This window comes from Pseudomonas sp. GW821-FHT05D12 (genome assembly GCF_059419825.1).
Map to the genome: position 1 here is coordinate 279,709 of NZ_JBWKSN010000007.1, position 24,363 is coordinate 304,071.

The 24,363-nt window shown below is 61.1% G+C and carries 17 protein-coding genes; 7 read left to right on the forward strand and 10 right to left on the reverse strand.

Annotated features, from left to right (window positions below; all coding sequences use genetic code 11):
- Positions 1-97: 97 nt before the first annotated feature.
- The 3 genes from mfd to AC07SI_RS15935 are packed head-to-tail and all read left to right on the forward strand — an operon-like array spanning position 98 to position 6,828.
- Positions 98-3,547 (forward strand): transcription-repair coupling factor, encoded by a 3,450-nt coding sequence (mfd, locus tag AC07SI_RS15925; RefSeq protein WP_106804813.1) that lies wholly within the window; start codon positions 98-100, stop codon positions 3,545-3,547.
- A gap of 11 nt (positions 3,548-3,558) precedes the next feature.
- The gene (locus AC07SI_RS15930) at positions 3,559-4,125 is read left to right on the forward strand and encodes a CsiV family protein (RefSeq protein ID WP_065901998.1); all 567 of its coding nucleotides are present in this window, start codon (positions 3,559-3,561) and stop codon (positions 4,123-4,125) included.
- Between the two features lie 9 nt (positions 4,126-4,134).
- On the forward strand, positions 4,135-6,828 hold the full coding sequence (locus tag AC07SI_RS15935; protein ID WP_495006047.1) for a DEAD/DEAH box helicase: 2,694 nt from the start codon (positions 4,135-4,137) through the stop codon (positions 6,826-6,828).
- Positions 6,829-6,921: 93 nt separating this feature from the next.
- Here AC07SI_RS15935 and nagZ read toward each other — a convergent pair whose 3' ends face one another.
- Entirely contained in the window at positions 6,922-7,920 is a 999-nt protein-coding gene (gene nagZ / locus AC07SI_RS15940; RefSeq protein ID WP_177410376.1) for a beta-N-acetylhexosaminidase, read from the reverse strand.
- Between the two features lie 156 nt (positions 7,921-8,076).
- Positions 8,077-8,784: a TetR/AcrR family transcriptional regulator gene (locus AC07SI_RS15945; RefSeq protein ID WP_065902004.1), complete on the reverse strand. Its 708-nt coding sequence runs from the start codon at positions 8,782-8,784 to the stop codon at positions 8,077-8,079.
- A 263-nt stretch (positions 8,785-9,047) separates the two neighbouring features.
- Here AC07SI_RS15945 and lexA point away from each other — a divergent pair, with 263 nt between their 5' ends.
- Together lexA and sulA are read left to right on the forward strand one after the other, a co-directional pair.
- Positions 9,048-9,656: a transcriptional repressor LexA gene (gene lexA / locus AC07SI_RS15950; protein WP_003172575.1), complete on the forward strand. Its 609-nt coding sequence runs from the start codon at positions 9,048-9,050 to the stop codon at positions 9,654-9,656.
- 10 nt (positions 9,657-9,666) lie between these two features.
- Positions 9,667-10,140 carry an SOS-induced cell division inhibitor SulA gene (gene sulA, locus AC07SI_RS15955; RefSeq protein ID WP_065902006.1) on the forward strand — a complete coding sequence of 158 codons (474 nt, stop codon included), beginning with the start codon at positions 9,667-9,669 and terminating at the stop codon, positions 10,138-10,140.
- A gap of 411 nt (positions 10,141-10,551) precedes the next feature.
- Here the strand turns inward: sulA and AC07SI_RS15960 are convergent, their stop codons facing one another.
- From AC07SI_RS15960 to AC07SI_RS15990, 7 genes are all read right to left on the reverse strand, one after another.
- Positions 10,552-10,785, reverse strand: coding sequence for a hypothetical protein (locus AC07SI_RS15960; RefSeq protein ID WP_010212068.1), 234 nt, complete (start codon positions 10,783-10,785; stop codon positions 10,552-10,554).
- 223 nt (positions 10,786-11,008) lie between these two features.
- On the reverse strand, positions 11,009-11,530 hold the full coding sequence (locus AC07SI_RS15965) for a DUF6586 family protein (protein ID WP_495006048.1): 522 nt from the start codon (positions 11,528-11,530) through the stop codon (positions 11,009-11,011).
- Positions 11,531-11,937: 407 nt separating this feature from the next.
- Complete coding sequence (topA, locus tag AC07SI_RS15970; RefSeq protein WP_065902010.1) at positions 11,938-14,559, reverse strand: type I DNA topoisomerase; 2,622 nt, start codon at positions 14,557-14,559, stop codon at positions 11,938-11,940.
- A gap of 114 nt (positions 14,560-14,673) precedes the next feature.
- Entirely contained in the window at positions 14,674-14,910 is a 237-nt protein-coding gene (locus tag AC07SI_RS15975; protein ID WP_495006049.1) for a DUF1653 domain-containing protein, read from the reverse strand.
- A gap of 97 nt (positions 14,911-15,007) precedes the next feature.
- The gene (gene fadA / locus AC07SI_RS15980; RefSeq protein WP_065902012.1) at positions 15,008-16,183 is read right to left on the reverse strand and encodes an acetyl-CoA C-acyltransferase FadA; all 1,176 of its coding nucleotides are present in this window, start codon (positions 16,181-16,183) and stop codon (positions 15,008-15,010) included.
- A 29-nt stretch (positions 16,184-16,212) separates the two neighbouring features.
- Positions 16,213-18,360 carry a fatty acid oxidation complex subunit alpha FadB gene (gene fadB / locus AC07SI_RS15985; protein WP_065902014.1) on the reverse strand — a complete coding sequence of 716 codons (2,148 nt, stop codon included), beginning with the start codon at positions 18,358-18,360 and terminating at the stop codon, positions 16,213-16,215.
- A gap of 530 nt (positions 18,361-18,890) precedes the next feature.
- The gene (locus AC07SI_RS15990) at positions 18,891-19,328 is read right to left on the reverse strand and encodes a hypothetical protein (protein WP_065902016.1); all 438 of its coding nucleotides are present in this window, start codon (positions 19,326-19,328) and stop codon (positions 18,891-18,893) included.
- 105 nt (positions 19,329-19,433) lie between these two features.
- Here AC07SI_RS15990 and AC07SI_RS15995 point away from each other — a divergent pair, with 105 nt between their 5' ends.
- Positions 19,434-19,874, forward strand: a complete 441-nt coding sequence (locus AC07SI_RS15995) for a universal stress protein (RefSeq protein WP_065902018.1) — start codon at positions 19,434-19,436, stop codon at positions 19,872-19,874.
- Positions 19,875-20,057: 183 nt separating this feature from the next.
- On the opposite strand, the gene AC07SI_RS16000 is transcribed toward AC07SI_RS15995, so the two are convergent.
- A complete protein-coding gene (locus AC07SI_RS16000) occupies positions 20,058-21,980 on the reverse strand; it encodes an ATP-binding cassette domain-containing protein (RefSeq protein WP_495006050.1) in 1,923 nt (640 codons plus the stop codon).
- Positions 21,981-22,193: 213 nt separating this feature from the next.
- On the opposite strand from AC07SI_RS16000, the gene AC07SI_RS16005 reads away from it, so the two are divergent.
- Entirely contained in the window at positions 22,194-24,122 is a 1,929-nt protein-coding gene (locus tag AC07SI_RS16005; protein WP_106804818.1) for a transglycosylase SLT domain-containing protein, read from the forward strand.
- Positions 24,123-24,363: the final 241 nt, after the last annotated feature.

Genomic DNA, 24,363 nt, shown 5'->3' on the forward strand with positions numbered 1-24,363 from the left:
CCTACAAACCGTAATAGGCTCAGTCAGCAACTGACAGGCGGCACCTCGGGCCGTTACAATTACCGACTTTGTCGCAACGCTTGGAGCTCAACCTTCCGTGCCCGTTCTGCGTCTACCGCTTCTCCCTGCCGCGGCAGGTAAACAGCACTGGGGCAACCTGCCCGGTGCCGCCCTAAGCCTGGCCATTGCCGAGGCTGCCAGCGCAGCCAAGCGCTTTACCCTGCTGCTCACCGCCGACAGCCAAAGTGCCGAGCGACTCGAGCAGGAGCTGAGCTTCTTCGCCCCCGATTTGCCGGTGCTGCATTTTCCCGACTGGGAAACCCTGCCCTACGATCTGTTCTCGCCGCACCAGGACATCATTTCCCAGCGCATCGCCAGCCTGTACCGCCTGCCGGAACTGGCCCACGGCGTGCTGGTGGTGCCGATCACCACGGCCCTGCATCGCCTGGCGCCGACCAAGTTCCTGCTGGGCAGCAGCCTGGTGCTGGATATCGGCCAGAAGCTCGATGTCGAACAGATGCGCACGCGCCTGGAAGCCAGCGGCTACCGCTGCGTCGATACGGTGTACGAGCACGGCGAGTTTGCCGTGCGGGGCGCACTGATCGACCTGTTCCCGATGGGCAGCAAGTTGCCGTATCGCATCGACCTGTTCGATGACGAAATCGAAACCCTGCGCACCTTCGATCCGGAAAACCAGCGCTCTATCGATAAAGTCGAGTCGATCAAGCTGCTGCCGGCGCGTGAGTTCCCGTTGCAAAAAGATGCGGTCACGCGCTTCAAGGCGCGCTTTCGTGAACGCTTCGACGTCGACTTCCGCCGCTGCCCGATATTCCAGGACCTCAGCAGCGGGATTACCCCGGCCGGTATCGAGTACTACCTGCCGTTGTTCTTCGACGAAACCTCGACCCTGTTCGATTACCTGCCCCAGGACACTCAAGTGTTCTCGCTGCCCGGCATCGAGCAGGCCGCCGAGAATTTCTGGAACGACGTGCGCAACCGCTATGAAGAGCGTCGCGTCGACCCTTCCCGTCCTTTATTACCGCCTGCCGAACTGTTCCTGCCGGTAGAAGACTGCTTCGCCCGCCTGAAAAACTGGCCGCGCGTGGTCGCCAGCCAACAGGACGTGGACGCCGGCAGTGGCCGCGAGCGTTTCCCTGCAGGCACGCTGCCGGATCTGGCGATCCAGGCCAAAGCCACGCAACCGCTGGAGGCGCTGTCCAACTTCCTCGGTGATTTCCCCGGCCGCGTGCTGTTCACCGCCGAATCCGCCGGGCGCCGCGAAGTGCTGCTGGAGCTGCTGGAACGCTTGAAGCTGCGGCCGAAAACCGTCGACAGCTGGCCAGACTTCGTCGCCGGCAAAGACCGCCTCGCGATCACCATCGCCCCGCTGGATGAAGGCTTGCTGCTGGATGACCCAGCCCTGGCACTGATCGCCGAGAGCCCACTGTTCGGCCAGCGCGTGATGCAGCGTCGGCGCCGTGAAAAACGCGCCGACGCCAACAACGACGCCGTGATCAAGAACCTCACCGAGCTGCGTGAAGGCGCGCCGGTGGTGCATATCGACCACGGTGTCGGCCGCTACCTGGGCCTGCAGACGCTGGAGATCGACAACCAGGCCGCCGAGTTCCTCACCCTGGAATACGCCGAGGGCGCCAAGCTCTACGTGCCGGTGGCCAACCTGCACCTGATCGCGCGCTACACCGGCAGCGACGACGCGCTGGCGCCGTTGCACCGCCTGGGCTCCGAGACCTGGCAGAAAGCCAAGCGCAAGGCCGCCGAACAGGTGCGCGATGTCGCCGCCGAGTTGCTCGACATCTATGCACGCCGCGCCGCACGCGAGGGCTACGCCTTCGCCGATCCAAAGGCCGACTACGCCACCTTCAGCGCCGGCTTCGCCTTCGAAGAAACCCCGGACCAGCAAACCACCATCGAAGCGGTGCGCGCCGACATGCTCGCGCCCAAGCCGATGGACCGCCTGGTGTGCGGCGACGTCGGCTTCGGCAAGACCGAAGTGGCGATGCGCGCCGCCTTCATCGCGGTGCACGGCGGCAAGCAAGTGGCGATCCTGGTGCCGACCACCCTGCTCGCCCAGCAACACTACAACAGCTTCCGCGACCGCTTTGCCGACTGGCCGGTGACCGTGGAGGTGATGAGCCGGTTCAAGTCCGCCAAGGAAGTGAATGCCGCCGTCGCCGACCTCGCCGAAGGCAAGATCGACATCGTGATCGGAACGCACAAGCTGCTGTCCGACGATGTGAAGATCAAGAACCTGGGCCTGGTGATCATCGACGAAGAACACCGCTTCGGCGTGCGCCAGAAAGAACAGCTGAAGGCCCTGCGCAGTGAAGTCGACATCCTCACCCTCACCGCCACGCCAATTCCGCGCACGCTGAACATGGCCGTGTCGGGCATGCGCGACCTGTCGATCATCGCTACGCCGCCGGCGCGCCGGCTGTCGGTGCGCACCTTCGTGATGGAGCAGAACAAAAGCACGGTCAAGGAAGCACTGCTGCGCGAATTGCTCCGCGGCGGCCAGGTGTACTACCTGCACAACGACGTGAAGACCATCGAGAAATGCGCCGCCGACCTCGCCGAACTGGTGCCGGAGGCGCGTATCGCCATCGGCCACGGGCAGATGCGCGAACGCGAACTCGAACAGGTGATGAGCGACTTCTACCACAAGCGCTTCAACGTGCTGATTGCCTCGACCATCATCGAGACCGGCATCGACGTGCCGAGCGCCAACACCATCATCATCGAGCGTGCCGACAAGTTCGGCCTGGCGCAGCTGCACCAGTTGCGCGGCCGGGTTGGCCGTAGTCACCACCAGGCCTATGCCTACTTGCTGACGCCACCGCGCCAGCAAATTACCGGCGACGCCGAAAAGCGCCTGGAAGCCATCGCCAACACCCAGGACCTCGGCGCCGGCTTTGTGCTCGCGACCAACGACCTGGAAATCCGAGGCGCCGGTGAATTGCTCGGCGACGGCCAGAGCGGGCAGATCCAGGCCGTGGGTTTCACCCTCTATATGGAGATGCTCGAGCGCGCGGTGAAAGCCATCCGCAAAGGCGAACAACCGAACCTCGACCAACCCCTGGGCGGCGGTCCGGAAATCAACCTCCGCTTGCCGGCGCTGATTCCCGAGGACTACCTGCCGGATGTGCATGCACGGCTGATCCTGTACAAGCGCATCGCTTCGGCGACCGACGAAGAAGGCCTCAAGGACCTGCAGGTAGAGATGATCGACCGCTTCGGCCTGTTGCCCGAACCGACCAAGAACCTGGTGCGCCTGACCCTGCTCAAATTGCAGGCTGAGCAGTTGGGGATCAAGAAGGTTGACGCCGGGCCGCAGGGCGGGCGTATCGAGTTCGAAGCGCAGACGCCGGTCGACCCACTGGTACTGATCAAGCTGATCCAGGGCCAGCCCAACCGCTACAAGTTCGAAGGGGCTACGCTGTTCAAGTTCATGGTGCCGATGGAACGTGCCGAAGAACGCTTCAATACCCTGGAGGCGCTGTTTGAGCGCCTCATCCCGAAATCTGCTTGAAGGACGCCCCCATGCGCCTGTTCCGCATTCTGAGCCTGTTGTTGGTGGTACTCGCACCTTCGGCGTTTGCCGACAGCCCGTACCTGGTGGAAATGATCCTGGTGCGACAGAACGCCGAGCCGGTGATCAACAGCCGCCCCGCGCCGGAAAACTGGGATGCTGGCGCCGCGCGGCTGGGTGAGCGGATGAGCCCGCCACGCCTGGGCAATATCGTCGACAAGCTCAGCGCCGACTCAAGCTACACCGTGCTCGCGCACAAGGCCTGGGAGCAGAACCTCGGCGAGCAGCCCGTGAAGATCGCGATCAGCGATGGCCAGGAGCAGTTCGGCCAGTTTCCCATCGAGGGCGTGCTGAACCTGCAACTGGGGCGTTTCACCGATATAGACGCGGATTTCTGGATCAATCAATTCGACGCCAACGGCAGCGTGATTGCCAGCGAACACCTGAGCCAGCACGACGTGCGCACCAAGAACAACCAACTCAACTACCTCGACGGCGGCCACCTGGCGCTGCTGATCAAGATCACCTCGCTGACCGCCAAGCCCCCCAGCGCGCCGCCGCCCGACATTCAGGACTGATCCAGCGCCATGCCCCTGACGTCGTCGTTGACCAAACCCCTGGCCCCTTCGTGGGCCAACCGCTTCAAAGAGCAGAGCCTGGAGCGCGGGCGGCGTTATGCGCTGGAGAACCGCGTGCGCATCGTCGAGTCCGGCGACAGCACCATCGTTGCCAGTTGCGAAGGCTCGGGCGGCAACGTGTATCGGCAGACCATCTCGTTGCGCGAATCGGCCAAGGGCACGTTGATCCTCGTCGACAGCCGCTGTACCTGCCCGGTGCACACCAATTGCAAACACATCGCGGCAGTACTGCTCAAGGTCCAGGAAACCCTCGCCTACCCGGCCGCCGCCCAGGATGCCGAGCTGCTCGAGAAGCTGCAGGCCGTGCTGGATAACCGCGTGGTGGTACCGCAGGTGGTGATGGAAGACGTGCCGCCGGTGCCACGCCTGTGGCTGGCGAGTGTCGAGTTCAGCGCGTTTGAACCGCGCAACGGCAAAATGCAGCGCTATATCCAGCATCGCGCGGCGCTGTCGTTCAATTACCTGGGCAACTATGTCAGCGGGCAGAAGAACGCCGATATCATTGTGCGCCAGGAAACCCAGAGCCTGCGCATCAAGCGCCATCCAGAGCTGGAGCAGCCCTATCGCGAGCAACTGCGCCTGCTGGGCTTCAAGATCGCCACGCGCCAGAGCAAGGCCTTGCCGGAAAGCGCCGGCGAACTGTTCGAGATGGTCAATGACAGCGCCTGGCTGAACTTCACCCTCAACGCCTCGCCCACCCTGCGCGCAGAGGGCTGGGAGCTGCAGATCGATGAGGATTTCGGCTTCGACCTGAGCCCGGTGGACGACTGGTATGCCACCGTCGACGAAGGCCCCGAACGCGATTGGTTCGACCTCGAACTGGGGATCATCGTCAATGGCGAGCGCCTGAGCCTGCTGCCGATCCTGCTCAACCTGATGCGCTCCCACACCGAAATCCTCAACCCGGAGAAGCTCGCGCGACGCCGCGATGATGAACTGATCCTGGTGAATATCCCCGGCTTGCCGAATGGCGGCCATGGCCCGCTGCAAGTGGCATTGCCCTATGGCCGGTTGAAACCGGTCCTGGCCACCCTCGGCGAGTTTTATCTGCAGGAACCCGGCACCACCACGCTGCGCCTGGCCAAGGCCGATGCGATCCGCCTCAACCCGCTGGATGACCTGCCGCTGCAGTGGCAAGGCGGTGAAAAGATCCGCAACTTTGCCCAGCGCCTGCGCGACATCAAGGACTTCACCAGCGTCGCGCCTGCAGGGTTGAACGCCACGCTGCGGCCTTATCAGCTGGAAGGCTTGAGCTGGATGCAGTCACTGCGCCAGCTGGATGTCGGCGGAATTCTTGCGGATGACATGGGCCTGGGCAAAACCCTGCAGACCCTGGCGCATATTCTTACTGAAAAAGCCGCCGGACGCCTGGACCGGCCGTGCATGGTGGTGATGCCCACCAGCCTGATCCCCAACTGGCTGGACGAAGCCGCGCACTTCACCCCGCAGCTCAAAGTGCTGGCGTTGTACGGCGCCGGACGTAAGAAACATTTTGCCAACCTGCAGGACTACGACCTGCTATTGACCACTTATGCGCTGTTGCCCAAGGACATCGAGACACTCGCCGCCCTGCCCCTGCACGTCTTGATCCTGGACGAAGCCCAGTACATCAAGAACCCGACGAGCAAGGCCGCCCAGGCGGCACGCGAGCTGAATGCCCGGCAGCGCCTGTGCCTGAGCGGCACCCCGCTGGAAAACCATCTGGGCGAGCTATGGTCGTTGTTCCACTTCCTGTTGCCGGGCTGGCTGGGTGACGTCAAAAGCTTCAACCGCGATTACCGCGTGCCGATCGAAAAACGCGCCAGTGATGTGCGATTGCAGCACCTCAACGGTCGGATCAAGCCGTTCCTGCTGCGCCGCACCAAGGAACAGGTGGCGACCGAGTTGCCACCCAAGACCGAGATTATCCACTGGGTCGACCTCAACGAGGCCCAGCGCGACGTGTACGAAACCATGCGCCTGGCCATGGATAAAAAGGTCCGTGACGAGATCACCCGCAAAGGTGTGGCACGCAGCCAGATCATCATTCTCGAAGCACTGCTCAATTTGCGCCAGGTGTGCTGCGACCTGCGCCTGGTCAACGACGCCACCCTGCCCGCGCGTGGCAGCAGCTCGGGCAAGCTGGACAGCCTGATGGAGATGCTCGAGGAATTGTTTGCCGAGGGCCGGCGGATCCTGCTGTTTTCCCAGTTCACCTCAATGCTGAGCCTGATTGAAGTTGAACTGCAAAAGCGCGGTGTTGCCTACGCACTGCTGACCGGCCAGACCCGTGATCGGCGCACACCGGTGAAGGACTTCCAGAGCGGCAAGCTGCAGATTTTTCTGATCAGTCTGAAGGCTGGTGGCGTGGGCTTGAACCTGACCGAAGCCGACACCGTGATCCACTATGACCCATGGTGGAACCCGGCCACGGAAAACCAGGCCACCGACCGTGCGTATCGGATCGGCCAAGAGAAGCCGGTGTTCGTGTACAAGATGATCGCGCGGGGCACGGTAGAGGAGAAAATCCAACACCTGCAGAAGGAGAAATCCGACCTGGCGGCGGGCGTGCTGGATGGGCGTACGACCGGGGATTGGCAGTTGGGCAACGAGGACATCGAGGCGCTGTTTGCGCCGTTGCCCAACAAGCAAGAGAAACGTTGATGGCCAGATGACCATCGCCGGCAAGCCGGCTCCTACTATTGGAACGCATTCGCCTGAAGGAACCGGCTTGTCGGCGATGGGCGCGACGCGGCCTCAATCAATCAACTGAGCATCCCGCAGCGCAGTCAGCGCCGCCAACCAACGTGGATCCTGCTTGTAGTCCGTCGAAGCAAACGCCTGCCCACGCATCCGCGCAATCCGCGCCGACGGCGTCACCTTCATGCGCTGCGCCGCACTCAGCGCCAGTTCCGCCGCCGCGCGGTCATTGCACACCAGGCCCATGTCGCAACCGGCGGTCAGCGCCGCTTCGATGCGACTGGCTGCATCACCGACCACATGCGCCCCGGCCATCGACAAGTCATCGCTGAAAATCACCCCATCGAACTGCAGCTCGCCGCGCAGAATGTCCTGCAGCCAACGACGCGAGAAACCGGCCGGCTGCGGGTCAACCTGTGGGTAGATGACATGCGCGGGCATCACCGCCGCCAGTTGCTGGCTCAGGCGTGCGAAAGGCACCAGGTCATTCGCACGAATCTGTTCCAGGCTGCGTTCATCATTGGGAATCGCGACGTGGGAATCCGCCTCAGCCCAACCGTGACCCGGAAAATGCTTACCGGTGGCGGCCATGCCGGCGCTGTTCATGCCACGGATAAAGGCCCCGGCAAGTACCGCAGCACGTTCGGGGTCGCCTTCGAACGCACGGGTGCCGACCACGGCGCTGCGCTGGTAGTCGAGGTCCAGTACCGGGGCGAAGCTGAGGTCGAGGCCTACCGCCAGCACCTCGGTGGCCATGATCCAGCCGCATTGCTCGGCCAGGTACTCGGCGTTGGGGTTATCCGCCAACGCACGCATGGCCGGCAGGCGCACAAAACCCTGGCGCAGGCGTTGTACCCGACCACCCTCCTGGTCGACCGCCAACAGCAGATCCGGGCGCACGGCACGAATCGCGGCGCTCAGCTCGCGCACCTGGCGTGGATGCTCGATATTGCGCGCAAAAATGATCAGGCCGCCCACTTCGGGTTGGCGCAACAACTGGCGATCCTCGGCCGTGAGCCAGGTACCGGCCACGTCGACCATCAAAGAACCTTGCAGCGCAACACTCATAATCCTTCCTTAAATAACGCACACAACCCGTTGACCTCACACGGCGCGACTGGCGCGGTGAGCTCAACGGGTTGCGAGTAAATAGCTGAATTCGGCATGGCGGCTAGCTTAGCGGATGCAAGCGGCCACGCACACCCGAAGCGGTCAAACCTTGGCGACGGTCGGCGCGGATTTGCTGCGTGGCCGCAATTGCGCGGCGGCCATCGTCGGGTCGGTCACACCGGTTTCGGCGCGCATGCCGGCGGCCAGGAAAGGCACCATCAGGCGCATGACCTGCTCGATGGAGGTGTTGACGCCGAAATCGGTCTCGGCAATCGCACGCAGGGCCTTGATCCCGGACATGCTGAACGCCGCCGCACCGAGCATGAAGTGCACGCGCCAGAACAGTTCGATCGGCGGGATACGCGGGGCGGCTTCGTTGACCAGCAACATATAGCGACGAAACACCTTGCCGTACATGTCTTCCAGATAACGCCGCAAGTGGCCCTGGCTCTGGCTGAATGCCAGCCCCAGCAGGCGCATGAAGATCGACAGGTCGTTGCCGCTGCGCGGCTGCACCACCAACGCCTGCTCGACCAGGATTTCCAGCAGGTCTTCCAGGGTTGGCTTGTGATCGGCCTTGGCCTGACGGCGCTCGAGCTCACGGTCGAGGCTGGCACAGAACGGCCCCAGGAAGCGCGAGAACACTGCCTGGATCAGGGCCTTTTTCGAGCCGAAATGGTAGTTCACGGCGGCGAGGTTGACCCCAGCCTTGCTGGTGATCAGCCGCAATGAAGTTTCAGCAAATCCTTTTTCCGCGAACAATTGCTCGGCAGCATCGAGAATGCGTTCAACGGTTTCCGACTGGGCCATGGCTACTCCGCCTGACAAACACTTGTTTGAAACATACGTTTCAGGGTGTGTCTTGTCAAGCCTGCGGGTTCGCTTTCCGGCCGGGCAGTCATCTATTTCGTCGCTATTTAATCACATCCCTACCGGTCTGTAGGCAGCGCTATCTCTGCCCTGTAGGACGGGTGACGAATGACCGTCCAGCGGAGTGCCCGAAAAGGATGATTGCCAAGCGCAGTTCACTGTATATAATCCCAGTCACTGTATAAAAAGACAGAGCGATCAACATGCTAAAACTGACGCCACGCCAAGCTGAGATTCTGGCTTTTATCAAGCGCTGCCTCGATGACAACGGCTACCCGCCGACACGAGCGGAAATTGCGCTGGAACTGGGGTTCAAGTCCCCCAACGCCGCCGAGGAACACCTCAAGGCCCTCGCTCGCAAAGGCGCGATCGAGATGACCCCGGGTGCTTCGCGCGGTATTCGCATCCCTGGCTTCGAAGCCAAGGCCGACGAATCGACCCTGCCGATCATCGGTCGCGTCGCTGCCGGTGCGCCGATCCTGGCGCAACAGCACGTCGAGGAATCCTGCAACATCAACCCCACCTTTTTCCACCCTCGCGCCGATTACCTGCTGCGGGTGCACGGCATGAGCATGAAGGACGTGGGTATTTTCGATGGTGACCTGCTCGCCGTCCACACCACCCGCGAAGCCCGTAATGGCCAGATCGTCGTCGCCCGTATCGGCGATGAAGTCACCGTAAAACGCTTCAAGCGCGAAGGCAGCAAGGTCTGGCTCCTGGCCGAGAACCCTGAGTTCGCCCCGATTGAAGTGAACCTGAAAGATCAGGACCTGGTGATCGAAGGCTTGAGTGTCGGCGTCATTCGTCGCTAAAGGAGGCATCATGCAGCTCGTGCACACCCCCCAACACACACAACTGTCGCTGTTCGAGGCCTTCATGGCCCAACCCCTTGCACCGATCCTCAAGGAAGCGGTCGAGGCGCCCTGGAGTGCCGAACCCGAGGCGTTCAGTGAATTGTCGTTGCGCGGTGCAGCTGGGAGCTGCCTGAGCCTGCTGGCGCCGATCCTTCGCGAATTGAGCGAAGAACAGGACGCGCGCTGGCTGACCCTGATCGCCCCGCCTGCCAGCCTGACCCAGGCCTGGCTGCGGGACGCGGGCCTCAACCGCGAGCGCATCCTGTTATTGCAGCCACGCGGCACGCAAAGCGCCCAGCAACTGACTTGCGAAGCCTTGCGCCTGGGCCGCAGCCACACTGTGGTGAGCTGGCTGAACCCACTGAATGCCACCGCCAAGCAACAGCTGATCAGCGCAGCGCGCACAGGCGACGCGCAGAGTTTGAATATTCGATTGGGATAACACGAAGACCCAGCTTGGTAAGGAGCGGGCTTATCTTAAGAACCGGCCTCTATGAATGGCGGGCTTGTTATGACAAGCGGGCTTATGTGACAACCGGGCTTAGCTTATATGTGGTGGGGGGCTTATATGTGGCGAGCGGGCTTGCCCCGCGTTGGGCTGCGAAGCGGCCCCAAAACCAAGCACCGTGGAATACCTGATACATCGCGTTGAATCCATCTAGGGCTGCTTCGCAGCCCAACGCGGGGCAAGCCCGCTCGCCACACAAGCCAGCTCACCACAACACGCCGATTAACCAGCAAGCCGATTCACCTCAACAAGCCTACTCGCCAAAGCAAACCTGACTCACCTCAAGAGATCTGGCGCCCCTCAAGACACCCGCCTCCGCCACAACAAGCCTGCTAACAACAGAACTCAGTGAAGCACTCGCGGCCCGTCTTCTTTCTCCGGCTCGCCTTCCGCCAGGCGACCAGCCATCTGCACGCCCACGCTCAACATGGCTTTAGCCACTTCCACGTGCTGGCCTTGGAGGAACACCTTGGCGTCCTCGGAAAAATCCAGAATAACCAGAGAACCCTCGTCCTCAGCCCGGCGCAGCTCGATTCGGCCGTCAGGCAACTCAACAATTTCCAGAAAGGACGTTGGCATAAAAGTCTGTTCTCCACGAAAGGCCGGGATTATATCAGTCATCCACCCGGAATCGCTGAGGATCTGGCCAGGTTTCTTTGCGGCTTGATGAATGGTGCCGGTATGCCTTGGTTAAAATGTGGCAGCGGGCTTGCTCGCGAAGGCGGTGTATCAGTGCCCTATAAACGCCTGGCACTCCGCCTTCGCGAGCAAGCCCGTCCTGGTGTAAATCAGTGACGCCGCCTCAGCACTCGTTGAGGCCTTCACGAAAGCGCAGGGCCATCTTTTTCAGCTCCTGGCGCCAGCCTTCCAGCTCTTCCCGGCTCAGGGGCTTGGGCTCTTCCTCTTCCAGCGCAACCGCTACGATCAACGGCTGAGTCACGTCGCCCTTGGGCACGTGGGGAATTCGCGGTGGCTGGAACATATCCGCATGCGCCTTGAGCAGGCGCGCCACCCAGCTAACAGGGCTCTGGGCCATTTCCACCAGCTCGGCCAGCTCAGGAATAGCCATGGCCTCCAGCACTTCGCGGTTCATGATCATTTCCGCGCGCGGCGAACCCGCCTGGGGCAAGCGATAGAACCCGGCGATTTCATGGCACAGCCCCAGCAACGCGCCGTACAGGTGGAACAACGCTGCCTCACGCCCCGCCTGGACCAGCGCGATGGCATTCATCTCCTTCCCTTCCTCGGCGCGGCCGAGGGCTTCCAGGGATAAGCCCGCGAAGTAAATTTTCTGGTTGGTACGGGTATAGAGTTCGTTGGCCATAACGGCAGTCTCCACAACGAAAAAGCGTGATGCTGGCTTAACAGTGTCACGGATCAACCGCCCACACTGCAAGCATGGAGTAGAGGGCGGGCACTGCCCCTCTTTAGACACTATCTACGATGGTGCACACCTCTTTCTCATCAGCGCCATTAATTGCAGGCATCACCAGCGTCTCCAACCCCATTCACATGGCGCCCTATAGATAATTGACGGGCTAATACCCGGCTAATAGGTGGTCAGCTTTATGGGGAACGTTCCGTCACCTGTCACTCATTTCTCTGACAGCTAACCTGCGTGCCTTGAATGGAAAGTCCTTTTGCATAACCACAAAAGCAAATGCCCCGACAAGTCGGGGCATTTGCTTTCAGCCTGTTTCAGGCGACTTTCGTATTACTCGACCACGTCGATCAAGCGCCCTGGCGCTTGTCCTCGACCTTCCACTTACCGCCGTCGTAGAACGCTTTCCAGCCGGTAGGCTTGCCGTCCACTTCGGACTGCACGTACTGCTCCTTGGTCTTGCGGCTGTAGCGGATCACGGCCGGACGACCGTCGGGATCCTTCTTCGGCGCTTCACACAGGAAGTGGTACTTAGGATCGATCTCGTCCTTGTGCGGCACGATCTCCAGCACCAGCGGCGCTCGGGTCTCGCGGTTTTTCGGGAACTGGCTGGCGGCCAGGAACAGGCCCGAAGCGCCGTCACGCAGGATATAGGTGTCGTTGACCTTCTCGCACTTGAGTTCAGGCATCTTCACCGGGTCCATTTTCGGCGGCGCCGCGTCACCGCTTTTCAGCAGTTTGCGGGTGTTCTTGCACGTCGGGTTGGTGCAACCAAAGAACTTGCCGAAGCGGCCAGTCTTGAGCTGCATCTCGCTGCCGCACTTGTCGCACTCCAGGCTTGGGCCTTCGTAGCCCTTGATGCGGTAGCTGCCTTCCTCGATCTCGTAGCCGTCGCAATCCGGGTTGTTACCGCAGATGTGCAACTTGTGCTTCTCGTCGAGCAGGTAGGCATCCATCGCCGTGCTGCAGATCGGGCAGCGGTGCTTGCCACGCAGTACCAGCGACTCGGATTCACCCTCGTCGTCGGCGGCGATTTCATCGCCCGGTACCAGGTTGACGGTCGCCTTGCAGCGCTCTTTCGGCGGCAGGCTGTAGCCCGAGCAACCGAGGAATACGCCGGTAGACGCGGTACGAATCTGCATCGGGCGGCCGCACGTCAGGCACGGGATGTCAGTCATCACCGGCTGGTTGGCACGCATGCCGTTCTCGGGGCTTTCGGCCACTTCGAGTTTTTTCTTGAAGTCACCGTAGAACTCGTCGAGCACGTTTTTCCAGTCGCGCTCGCCCTGGGCCACGTCATCGAGGTTCTCTTCCATGCCGGCGGTGAAGCCGTAGTCCATCAGGTTGGAGAAGCTCTCGGACAAGCGCTCGGTGACGATATCGCCCATCTTTTCCGAATAGAAACGACGGTTGTGCAGCGCGACGTAGCCACGGTCCTGGATGGTGGAAATGATCGCGGCGTAGGTCGACGGACGACCGATACCGCGTTTTTCCATCTCTTTTACCAGGCTGGCTTCCGAATAACGCGCCGGCGGCTTGGTGAAGTGCTGGGACGGGTCGAGCTTGATCAGCTTCAACGTGTCGCCCTGGGCCATGTCCGGCAGCACATCGTCGTCGCCCGGCTTGGCGATCTGCGGCATGACGCGGGTGTAACCATCAAACTTGAGGATACGGCCCTTGGCACGTAGCTCGAAGTCACCAGCACCCACGCTGACGGTGGTGGACAGGTATTGCGCCGGCAGCATCTGGCAAGCCAGGAACTGGCGCCAGATCAGCTCGTAGAGACGCTCGGCATCGCGTTCCATGCCGCTCAGCTTGCTCGGCTCGGTGTTCGCGTCGGAAGGACGAATCGCTTCGTGAGCCTCCTGGGCGCCCTCTTTGCTGCTGTAGACGTTCGGCTTCTCCGGCAGGTACTTCTTGCCGAATTCGCTTTCAATATACGTACGCGCCATCGCCACCGCGTCCACCGAGAGGTTGGTGGAGTCGGTACGCATATAGGTGATGTAGCCGGCTTCGTACAGACGCTGGGCCATCATCATGGTTTTCTTCACGCCGAAGCCCAGGCGGTTACTCGCGGCCTGTTGCAGGGTCGAAGTGATGAACGGCGCCGACGGCTTGCTGCTGGTCGGTTTGTCTTCGCGCTTGACGATGCTGTAGCTGGAGGCCTTGAGCTTCTCCAGCGCGGCCATGGCCTGGGCTTCGTTCAGCGGCTTGAAGGCCTCGCCTTTCTCACGGGCCACTTCAAAGCGCACATTGGCGCCCTTGGCAGTCCCCAGGTCGGCGTGGACTTCCCAGTATTCTTCGGGGTTGAACGCACGGATCTCGCGCTCACGCTCCACCACCAGCTTTACCGCGACCGATTGCACACGGCCGGCGGACAGGCCACGGGCGATCTTGGCCCACAGCAGCGGCGAAACCATGTAACCGACGACGCGGTCGAGGAAACGCCGGGCCTGCTGGGCGTTGACGCGGTCGATATCCAGCTCACCCGGCTTGGAGAAGGCTTCCTGGATGGCTTTCTTGGTGATTTCGTTGAACACCACGCGCTTGTAGCGGCTGTCGTCACCGCCGATGGCTTCCCGCAGGTGCCAGGCAATGGCTTCCCCTTCGCGGTCCAAGTCCGTCGCGAGATAGATGGTGTCAGCATCCTTGGCGAGCCGGCGCAGCTCTTCGATGACCTTTTCCTTGCCTGGAAGGATTTCGTACTTGGCCTTCCAGCCATGTTCCGGGTCCACACCCATGCGCGAGACCAGCTGCTTGCGCGCTTTCTCTTTAGGGCTGAGCACCGGACCTTCGCCCGCAGCTGCCTTGCCGCGCTTGGCGGCTGGCTCCTTGCTGGCGCTAGCCGAACCGCTGGTGGGCAGGTCTCGGATATGGCCGATACTCGACTTCACCACGTACTCGTTGCCCAAGTACTTGTTGATGGTCTTGGCCTTAGCCGGGGATTCCACAATGACCAGCGATTTGCCCATGGATCGGAAAATTCCTGAATTCGAGAAGTGAAAGGCAGTTGGCGCCTGTCGCGGCAACGCTATATATAGTGGCAACAAGGTGAGGTCAAGCGCAGCATTCTGCGCGGCCTGCCGTTATTGCCCTGAAAAAAGACTGGGTTCGGTCTGGACCAAAGCAAAGCGCGGGACCTGCTCGCCGTCAACTTCGACGGTCTCCAGGAACATGCTCAAAGGACGTACCCAAAAGCCGTAATCGCCATACAGTGCTTGGTAAAACACCACTTCCTCTTCGGTCTCGGAGTGCCGTGCCACGTTGAATACGCGGTACTGCGGCCCCTTGTAATGTTGGTAGAGCCCTGGTTCGACTTTCATGCTCTGGCCCTCTTACAAAATTTGTTGAAAAAAAATATTAAAAATTCCAAAAAACAAAAACCGGGGCACTGGGCCCCGGCTTCCGTCATCCCAACGCTTAGAGGCGTTCGAAGACGGTGGAGATGCCTTGGCCGAGGCCAATGCACATGGTAGCAACCCCAAGGTTGCCGCCATTTTGCTTCATCACGTTAAGCAGAGTGCCGGAAATACGCGCACCGGAGCAACCAAATGGGTGGCCCAGGGCAATCGCACCGCCGTGCAGGTTAACCTTCTCGTTCATCTTGTCGAGTACTTTCAGATCTTTCAGCACTGGCAGGGCCTGTGCGGCGAAAGCTTCGTTGAGCTCGAAGAAGTCGATATCGGAGATGGTCAGGCCTGCGCGCTTCAAGGCTTTTTGTGTGGCCGGTACTGGACCATAGCCCATGATTGCCGGGTCCACACCTGCGACTGCCATCGAACGAATCACCGCCATCGGCTGGATACCCAGGTCCTGGGCCCGCTGCGCCGACATCACGATCATGCACGAAGCACCGTCCGTGATCTGCGACGAAGTACCGGCTGTCACGGTGCCACCCTTTGGATTGAAGGCCGGCTTGAGGGCCGCCAGGCTTTCCAGGGTGGTATCCGGACGAATGGTTTCGTCGTAGTCGAACAGTTTCAGGAAACCGTTCTCGTCATAGCCGTTCATCGGGATGATCTCATCCTTGAACTTGCCTTCCACGGTCGCCTTGTGGGCGAGCTGGTGGGAACGCAGGCCGAAGGCGTCCTGGGCTTCACGGGTAATGCCGTGCATCTTGCCGAGCATTTCCGCGGTCAGGCCCATCATGCCCGAGGCTTTTGCCGCGTACAGCGACATGTGCGGGTTAGGATCGACGCCATGCATCATGCTGACGTGGCCCATGTGCTCCACGCCACCGACCACGAACACATCGCCGTTGCCGGTCATGATCGCCTGGGCGGCGGTGTGCAGCGCGCTCATCGACGAGCCGCACAGGCGGCTGACGGTCTGGCCAGCGGCCGTGTGCGGGATCTGGGTCATCAACGACGCCATGCGCGCGATGTTCCAGCCCTGCTCCAGGGTCTGGTTGACGCAGCCCCAGATCACGTCCTCGACTTCGTTCGGGTCGACCTTGACGTTACGCTCCAGCAGTTTGCTGATCAGGTGCGCCGACATGTCTTCGGCGCGGGTGTTGCGGTGCATGCCGCCCTTGGAGCGGCCCATCGGAGTACGACCGAAGTCGACAATCACGACGTCTCTTGGATTCAAGCTCATAAATATTCTCGCTCAAGTGTATGGGACGCTTAACCGAAGAAGCTCTGGCCGTTCTTGGCCATTTCACGCAGCTTCGCGGTCGGGTGGTACAGCGGGCCCAAATCAGCGTATTTGTCAGCCAGGGCAACGAACTCGGCCACACCGATCGAGTCGATGTAACGCAGCGCACCGCCACGGAATGGAGGGAAACCAATACCGTACACCAGGCCCATATCGGCTTCGGCGGCGGTCTCGACGATGCCGTCTTCCAGGCAACGCACGGTCTCCAGGCACAGGGCGATCATCATCCAGTTGATGATGTCCTCGTCGGACACCTCACGCTGTTCGTAGATGACCGGCGCGAGTACTTCGTGCACCGACGGGTCGGCCACTTTCTTCTGCTTGCCCTTCTTGTCAGCCTCGTAGGCGTAGAAGCCCTTGCCGTTCTTCTGGCCCAGGCGCTTGGCTTCGTAGAGCGCGTCGATCGCCGAACGGCGGTCGTCTTTCATGCGGTCCGGGAAGCCCTCGGCCATTACGTCACGACCGTGGTGGCCGGTGTCGATGCCGACCACGTCCATCAGGTACGCCGGGCCCATCGGCCAGCCGAATTTTTCCATGACCTTGTCGATGCGTACGAAGTCCACACCGGCACTCACCAACTTGGCGAAACCGCCGAAGTACGGGAACAGAACGCGGTTGACCAGGAAGCCCGGGCAGTCGTTGACGACGATCGGGTTCTTGCCCATTTTCTTGGCGTAAGCCACGGTGGTGGCGATTGCCAGCTCACTGGACTTCTCGCCACGGATCACTTCCACCAGCGGCATCATGTGCACCGGGTTGAAGAAGTGCATGCCGACGAAGTTTTCCGGACGCTTGAGTGCCTTGGCCAGCAGCGAGATGGAAATGGTCGAGGTGTTGGACGCCAGGATGGTGTCGTCTTTGACCTGGGCTTCCACTTCTGCCAGTACGGCTTGCTTGACCTTCGGGTTCTCGACAACGGCTTCGACCACCAGGTCGACGTGGCCGAAATCGCCGTAGGACAGCGTAGGACGAATGCCGTTAAGCACTTCAGCCATTTTCGCGGCGGTCATGCGGCCTTTGTCCACGCGGCCGACCAGCAGCTTGGCGGCTTCTGCCAGGCCTTGCTCGATACCGTGCTCGTTGATGTCCTTCATCAGGATCGGCGTGCCTTTGGACGCCGACTGATAAGCGATACCGCCACCCATGATACCGGCGCCGAGTACGGCAGCCTGTTTCACGTCCTTGGCGATTTCGTCGTAGGCCTTGGCCTTTTTCTTCAGCTCCTGATCGTTCAGGAACAGGCCGATCAGGCTCTGGGCTGCCGAGGTCTTCGCCAGTTTGACGAAACCTGCCGCTTCCACTTCCAGGGCCTTGTCGCGACCGAAGTTTGCGGCCTTCTGGATGGTCTTGATCGCTTCAACCGGCGCCGGGTAGTTCGGGCCGGCCTGGCCAGCCACGAAACCCTTGGCGGTTTCGAACGACATCATTTGCTCGATGGCGTTGAGCTTGAGTTTTTCCAGCTTCGGCTGACGCTTGGCCTTGTAGTCAAATTCGCCACTGATGGCGCCCTTGATCAGGTTCAGCGCGGCTTCGGCCAGTTTGTCCGGGGCGACTACAGCGTCGACAGCACCGACTTTCAGCGCGTCTTCGGCTTTGTTTTCCTTACCGGCGGCGATCCACTCGATCGCGTTGTCGGCACCGATCAGGCGCGGCAGGCGCACGGTGCCGCCAAAGCCCGGGTAGATGCCCAGCTTGACTTCAGGCAGGCCGATCTTGGCGGTAGCCGACATGACACGGAAGTCTGCCGCGAGGCACATTTCCAGGCCGCCGCCCAGCGCGATGCCGTTGATGGCAGCCACGGTCGGCACGTTGAGGTCTTCGAAATCGCTGAAAATCTTGTTGGCTTCGAGGTTGCCAGCCACCAGCTCGGCATCGGGCAGCTTGAAGTTGTCGACGAATTCGGTGATGTCAGCGCCGACGATAAACACGTCCTTGCCGCTGGAGACGATCACGCCCTTGACCGAAGCATCTGCTTTGATGGTGTCTACGGCCTGACGCAATTCATTCAGGGTTAGACGGTTGAACTTGTTGACGGACTCACCCTTGAGGTCGAATTTTAATTCGACGATGCCACTTTCAAGAGCCTTAACCGTGATGGCTTTACCTTCGTAAATCATCAACTGATCTCCACGATATGGAAGCTGAACAGTACACACTGGACGCTGGCCTCTGGTTGGACACTGACTGTTGCGTCAATGCTCATGCCAATCCGCCAGGCACACCCGCCAATGCGATAGTCGGGATTCTGTATGAGCGGTCTGACAGACAAACGCTCAATTCATACGCCCGTTTGATTTGGGTACGCCACCTTCATCCAATTCCGGGCAATTGTCAATCGCTCGAAAGGCTAGGAAAAACGCGACTTTCCAGTCATTTCAGAACCCCGACCATAAGCCGGCGACTCGTCAATATTCAAATATTCACAAGATCAATAATAGAAAAGATGTGGGAAAAGGCTGTACAGAACGGGATATGCCGCTAGGCTAGCGACAACCGTAACGCGACTGGATGAACATCCGTCGCGGGAACCACAGATTTACCGGCCTGCCTGGCCAACTCCAGCCCGATGATGATGTCGGGCTTTTTATTGCCTGCTGTTTCTCCCGAATACGACGACCGTAGGAGCCCAGGGCCGGGAGGACAGGTGTCAGGCCAGCGCCTTGAGCAACGCATCGATGTCTTTCAACACACTCGGCTCGCCCTTCTCGCCCCAGTACAAGGCGATCATTTGCTTGTCGGCTTCGACTTTGTAGACGTTGGCCGGCAGCGTCGCAAAATACGGCAACAACTTTTCATCGACGCACACCTCACGCCACTGGTTGACCCACACGCCCGGCTCCAACTGCCAGTAACTCCAGATCGTCGGCGTGCTGCTGCGCCGTGGCCGGCAGTACTGCGCACACGGGCTCGGCGGCTCCTGCTTGAGCCAGTGCGGCCACTCCTGGGGCGCCAGTTGCATGGCCAGGCCGATGCGGCGCGCCTCCATGCGCAGGGCCATGCGCCCGCTCTGATGGCGCGACGGCCGCAGCCATGCCAGGGGGCTCAGAACCACCACAAGGATTGACACCACTATCCAGACCGTCATATGTGTACTCCCGAATTTCTAGATGAGCGGATTTGACCTGACGCAACCCCATCCGCTTGAAAGCAGCCATACTGAATCTATTGCAGTCCCCTGGAGGAACGCCCCATGTCCTACGAACATATTCTGGTCGCTGTCGACCTGACCGAAGAGTGCGATCCAGTGATCAAGCGCGCCCGCGCCTTCGCGGTCGCCAGCAACGCCAAACTCTCCCTGGTGCACATCGTCGAGCCGATGGCCATGGCCTTTGGCGGTGACGTGCCCATGGACCTTTCCCAGCTGCAGCAACAGCAGTTTGACCAGGCCAAGGAGCGCCTGGACCGCTTGATCCTCAAATACCCGGAAGTGACCAAGGAAAACTCCCACCTCACTTACGGCCAACCGCGCCAGGAAATCCACCACCTCGCCAAGGAACAGGGCTGCGACCTGATCGTGGTCGGCAGCCATGGCCGCCACGGCTTGGCGTTGCTGCTCGGTTCTACCGCCAACGACGTGCTGCACGGCGCGCCGTGTGATGTGCTCGCGGTGAAGCTGGTCAAAGCCTCGTAATCCTAACGAAGATCAAATGTGGGAGCGGGCTTGCTCGCGAAAGCTTTTTGTCAGTTGATGCATCTGGTAACTGACACACCGCTTTCGCGAGCAAGCCCGCTCCCACATTTGGATCGCATTTCATATAAAAAACCCGGCGCTCATAGGAATGAACGCCGGGCTTTTTTAGTGCAGCTAGATCACTCAGGCATCCAGCTCGGCCCAACGCTCAACCAGCGCTTCCAGCTCCTGGTTCAACGTTTCCAGGGAAGCGATGACCTTGGCGGTTTCCGCCGCCGGACGCAGGTAGAAGCCCGCGTCAGCCATTTCCGCTTCTACGGCGGCAATCTGCTGTTCCTTGGCATCGATGTCACCCGGCAAGGCTTCCAGCTCGCGCTGCAGCTTGTAGCTGAGTTTCTTCTTGGCCGCCGGCGCAGCGGTTTCCTGCACGGGTGCCGCAGCGGCCACTGGCGCGACCACAACGGAGGTCAAGTCGGCCTTGCCGGACTTGCTCTCGGTTACGCCCAGCAGGCGCGGCGAGCCGCCCTGGCGCAGCCAGTCCTGATAACCACCGACATATTCACGCACCTTGCCTTCGCCTTCGAAGACCAGGGTGCTGGTGACCACGTTGTCGAGGAATGCCCGGTCGTGGCTGACCATCAGCACAGTGCCGTTGAAGGTCAGCAGCACTTCTTCCAACAGCTCGAGGGTTTCCACGTCGAGGTCGTTGGTCGGTTCATCGAGTACCAGCAGGTTGGCTGGCTTGCTGAACAGCTTGGCCAGCAGCAGGCGTGCGCGCTCACCACCGGACAAGGCTTTCACCGGTGTACGGGCACGTTGCGGGCTGAACAGGAAGTCGCCCAGGTAGCTCAGCACGTGGCGGCTCTGGCCGTCGATGTCGATAAAGTCGCGACCTTCGGCGACGTTGTCGATCACGGTTTTTTCCAGGTCCAACTGGTGACGCAACTGGTCGAAGTACGCCACGTCGATGCGCGTGCCCTCTTCCACGGTGCCGCTGGTCGGTTGCAGGCCGCTGAGCATCAGCTTGAGCAAGGTGGTCTTGCCGGTACCGTTGGCGCCCAACAGGCCGATGCGGTCGCCGCGCTGCAGGACCATCGAGAAGTCCTTGATCAGGAACGGGCCGTCCGGGTGATGGAAGCTGACGTTCTCCAGCACCATCACCTGCTTACCGGATTTATCGGCGGTATCCAGCTGGATATTGGCCTTGCCGGTGCGCTCGCGACGTTCGCTGCGCTCAACGCGCAGGGCCTTGAGGGCACGTACGCGGCCTTCGTTACGGGTGCGGCGGGCCTTGATGCCCTGGCGAATCCAGACTTCTTCCTGGGCCAGCTTCTTGTCGAACAAGGCGTTGGCGGTTTCTTCGGCGGCCAGGGCGGCCTCCTTGTGCACCAGGAAGCTGGCGTAGTCGCCGTTCCAGTCGATCAGGCCACCACGGTCCAGCTCAAGAATGCGGGTCGCCAGGTTCTGCAGGAAGGAGCGGTCGTGCGTGATGAACAACACGGCGCCCTGGAAATCCTTGAGGGCTTCTTCCAGCCAGGCAATCGCGCCGATGTCCAAGTGGTTGGTTGGCTCGTCGAGCAGCAGCAAGTCCGGCTCGGAGACCAGGGCCTGGGCCAGCAGCACGCGGCGACGCCAGCCGCCGGACAACTCGGCAAGGGTCTTGTCGGCCGGCAGCTGCAGGCGGCTCAGGGTGCTGTCGACCAGTTGCTGCAAGCGCCAGCCGTCACGGGCTTCGAGGTCTTGCTGGACATGCATCAGTTTGTCCAGGTCTGCCTCGGTGACGCAGTTCTGCGCCAGGTGATGGTACTCGGCGAGCAACGCGCCCACGCCGTCCAGGCCTTCGGCAACCACGTCGAAGACTGTCCGTCCGTCGGCCACCGGCAATTCCTGCGGCAATTCGCCGATCTTGAGGCCCGGGGCGCGCCAGACAGAGCCGTCGTCGGGCTTCTGGTCGCCTTTGACCAGCTTCATCATGCTGGACTTGCCGGTGCCATTGCGGCCGATGATGCACACCCGCTCACCACGGGCGATCTGCCAGGACACCTTGTCCAACAACGGCATAGCGCCGAAAGCAAGGGACACATCGCTGAATTTGAGCAGGGTCATACGCTTCTCCAAAAACTGGGCGCGCATTCTACCTGACTTGAGGAGGGGATGCGGCCAGCATTTTCCCAGCTGACACGTTCAGCAGGACATTTGCGGCGAACTTGAACGAACCGGCCGGCAAAGCTTTCGTAGGCGTCGGGCAAAAGGCTAAGCTAGGGGCAATCAGTGTCGGCGGTGCCGGTGCTAGTCGTGATTTCTCTGCACGGACGTCTCATGCGCAGTCGCCTTTTCAATTTCTTGTCTTGTCTGCTTCTTTCCGCCACCGCCGTTCAATCTGCCCAGGCCGTGGACCTCACCACCCAACGTCAATATTACGATGAAGCCAAACGTGCGCTGGCCAAGGGCGATACCGGCCCGTACATGCAATACAGCCAGGCGCTGGCCGATTATCCGCTGACGCCCTACCTTGCCTACGACGAACTGACCGCGCGCCTGAAAAGCGCCAGCAACGAGGAAATCGAACAATTCCTCGCCAAGAACGGCGACCTGCCCCAGGCCAACTGGATGAAGCTGCGCTGGTTGCGCTGGCTCGCCGACCGTGGCGACTGGCAGACCTTTGAAAAGTACTACGACCCCAAGCTCAATTTCGTCGAGCTGGACTGCCTCCACGGCCAGTACCAGCTCACCCACAACCTGAAGGCCGAAGGGTACAAGACCACCGAAAAACTCTGGATGACCGGCAAATCCCAACCGGCCGCCTGCGACGCCACCTTCGGCCAGTGGGCCGCTGATGGCCAGCTCACCGAACAGAAGATCTGGGACCGCGCCAAACTGGCCGCCGAGGCCCGCAACTACGCGCTGGCCAACAGCCTGGTGAAAACCCTGCCGACCCTCGGCGCCCAGGGCCGCCTGATGGTGGACGTGGCGCAAAAGCCCGACATGCTCAGCGATCCGTCGCGTTTCCTGCCGGCCAACGAGGCCATGTCTGACGCGGTCGGGCTGGGTCTTCGCCGCCTGGCGCGCCAGGATCCCGACAAGGCCATGGCCTTGCTCGACGGTTATGCCAGCAGCATGCACTTCTCCCGTGACGAAAAAGTGGCAATCGCCCGTGAGATCGGCCTGACCCTGGCCAAGCGTTTCGACCCACGCGCCCTTGAAGTGATGACCAAGTACGACCCGGAGCTGCGCGATAACACTGTGTCGGAATGGCGTCTGCGCCTGCTGTTGCGCCTGGCCCGCTGGGAAGATGCCTACCAGCTGACCCGCAAACTCCCACAGGACCTGGCCACCACCAACCGCTGGCGCTACTGGCAGGCACGTAGCCTGGAACTGGCCGAGCCGAAAAACCCGCAAGCCCTGGTGCTGTACAAGAACCTCGCGCAGGAACGCGACTTCTATGGTTTCCTCGCCGCGGATCGCTCCAAGGCCCCGTATCAGTTGAAGAACAAGCCACTGCTGATGAGCCAGGCGCTGGTCAACAAAGTGCGCAACACCCCAGGCGTGCGCCGTGCGCTGGAGTTCTACGCACGTGGCCAGGTGGTCGACGGACGCCGCGAGTGGTACCACGTCAGCCGTCACTTCAACCGCGACGAAATGGTCGCCCAGGCCAAGCTGGCCTATGACATGAAGTGGTACTTCCCGGCGATTCGCACCATCAGCCAGGCGCAGTACTGGGACGACCTCGACATCCGCTTCCCGATGGCCCACCGCGACACCCTGGTGCGCGAAGCCAAGGTCCGTGGCCTGCATTCCAGCTGGGTGTTTGCCATTACCCGCCAGGAAAGCGCCTTCATGGATGACGCGCGCTCCGGCGTCGGCGCCAGCGGCCTGATGCAACTGATGCCCGGCACCGCCAAGGACACCGCGCGCAAGTTCAGCATCCCGCTGGCCTCACCGGCCCAGGTACTGGACCCGGACAAGAACATCCAGCTCGGCGCCGCGTACCTGAGCCAGGTACACAGCCAATTCAACGGCAACCGCGTGCTCGCCTCCGCCGCCTACAACGCCGGCCCCGGCCGCGTGCGCCAATGGCTGCGGGGTGCCGACCACCTGAGTTTCGACGTGTGGGTGGAGAGCATTCCATTCGACGAAACCCGCCAGTACGTGCAGAACGTGCTGTCTTATTCGGTGATCTACGGGCAAAAGCTCAACTCGCCACAGCCGCTGGTGGATTGGCATGAGCGGTATTTCGATGATCAGTGATTCACACTGAAGAAAGCTCCGCGATCAGCCGGATTACTATGGCGAGCTGGCTGGTTTGTGGTGAGCTGGCTTATTGTGGATTGAGTGAGCTTGTTGTGGATTCAGCGTACTTGTTGTGGACTCAGTGGGCTTTTTGTGGCGAGCGGGCTTGCCCCGCGTTGGAGCGCGAAGCGCTCCCATCCAAGCCACCCTCACTCCCACTGGAAGACCGAGCCAGCAGGTTTTAGGGCTGCTACGCAGC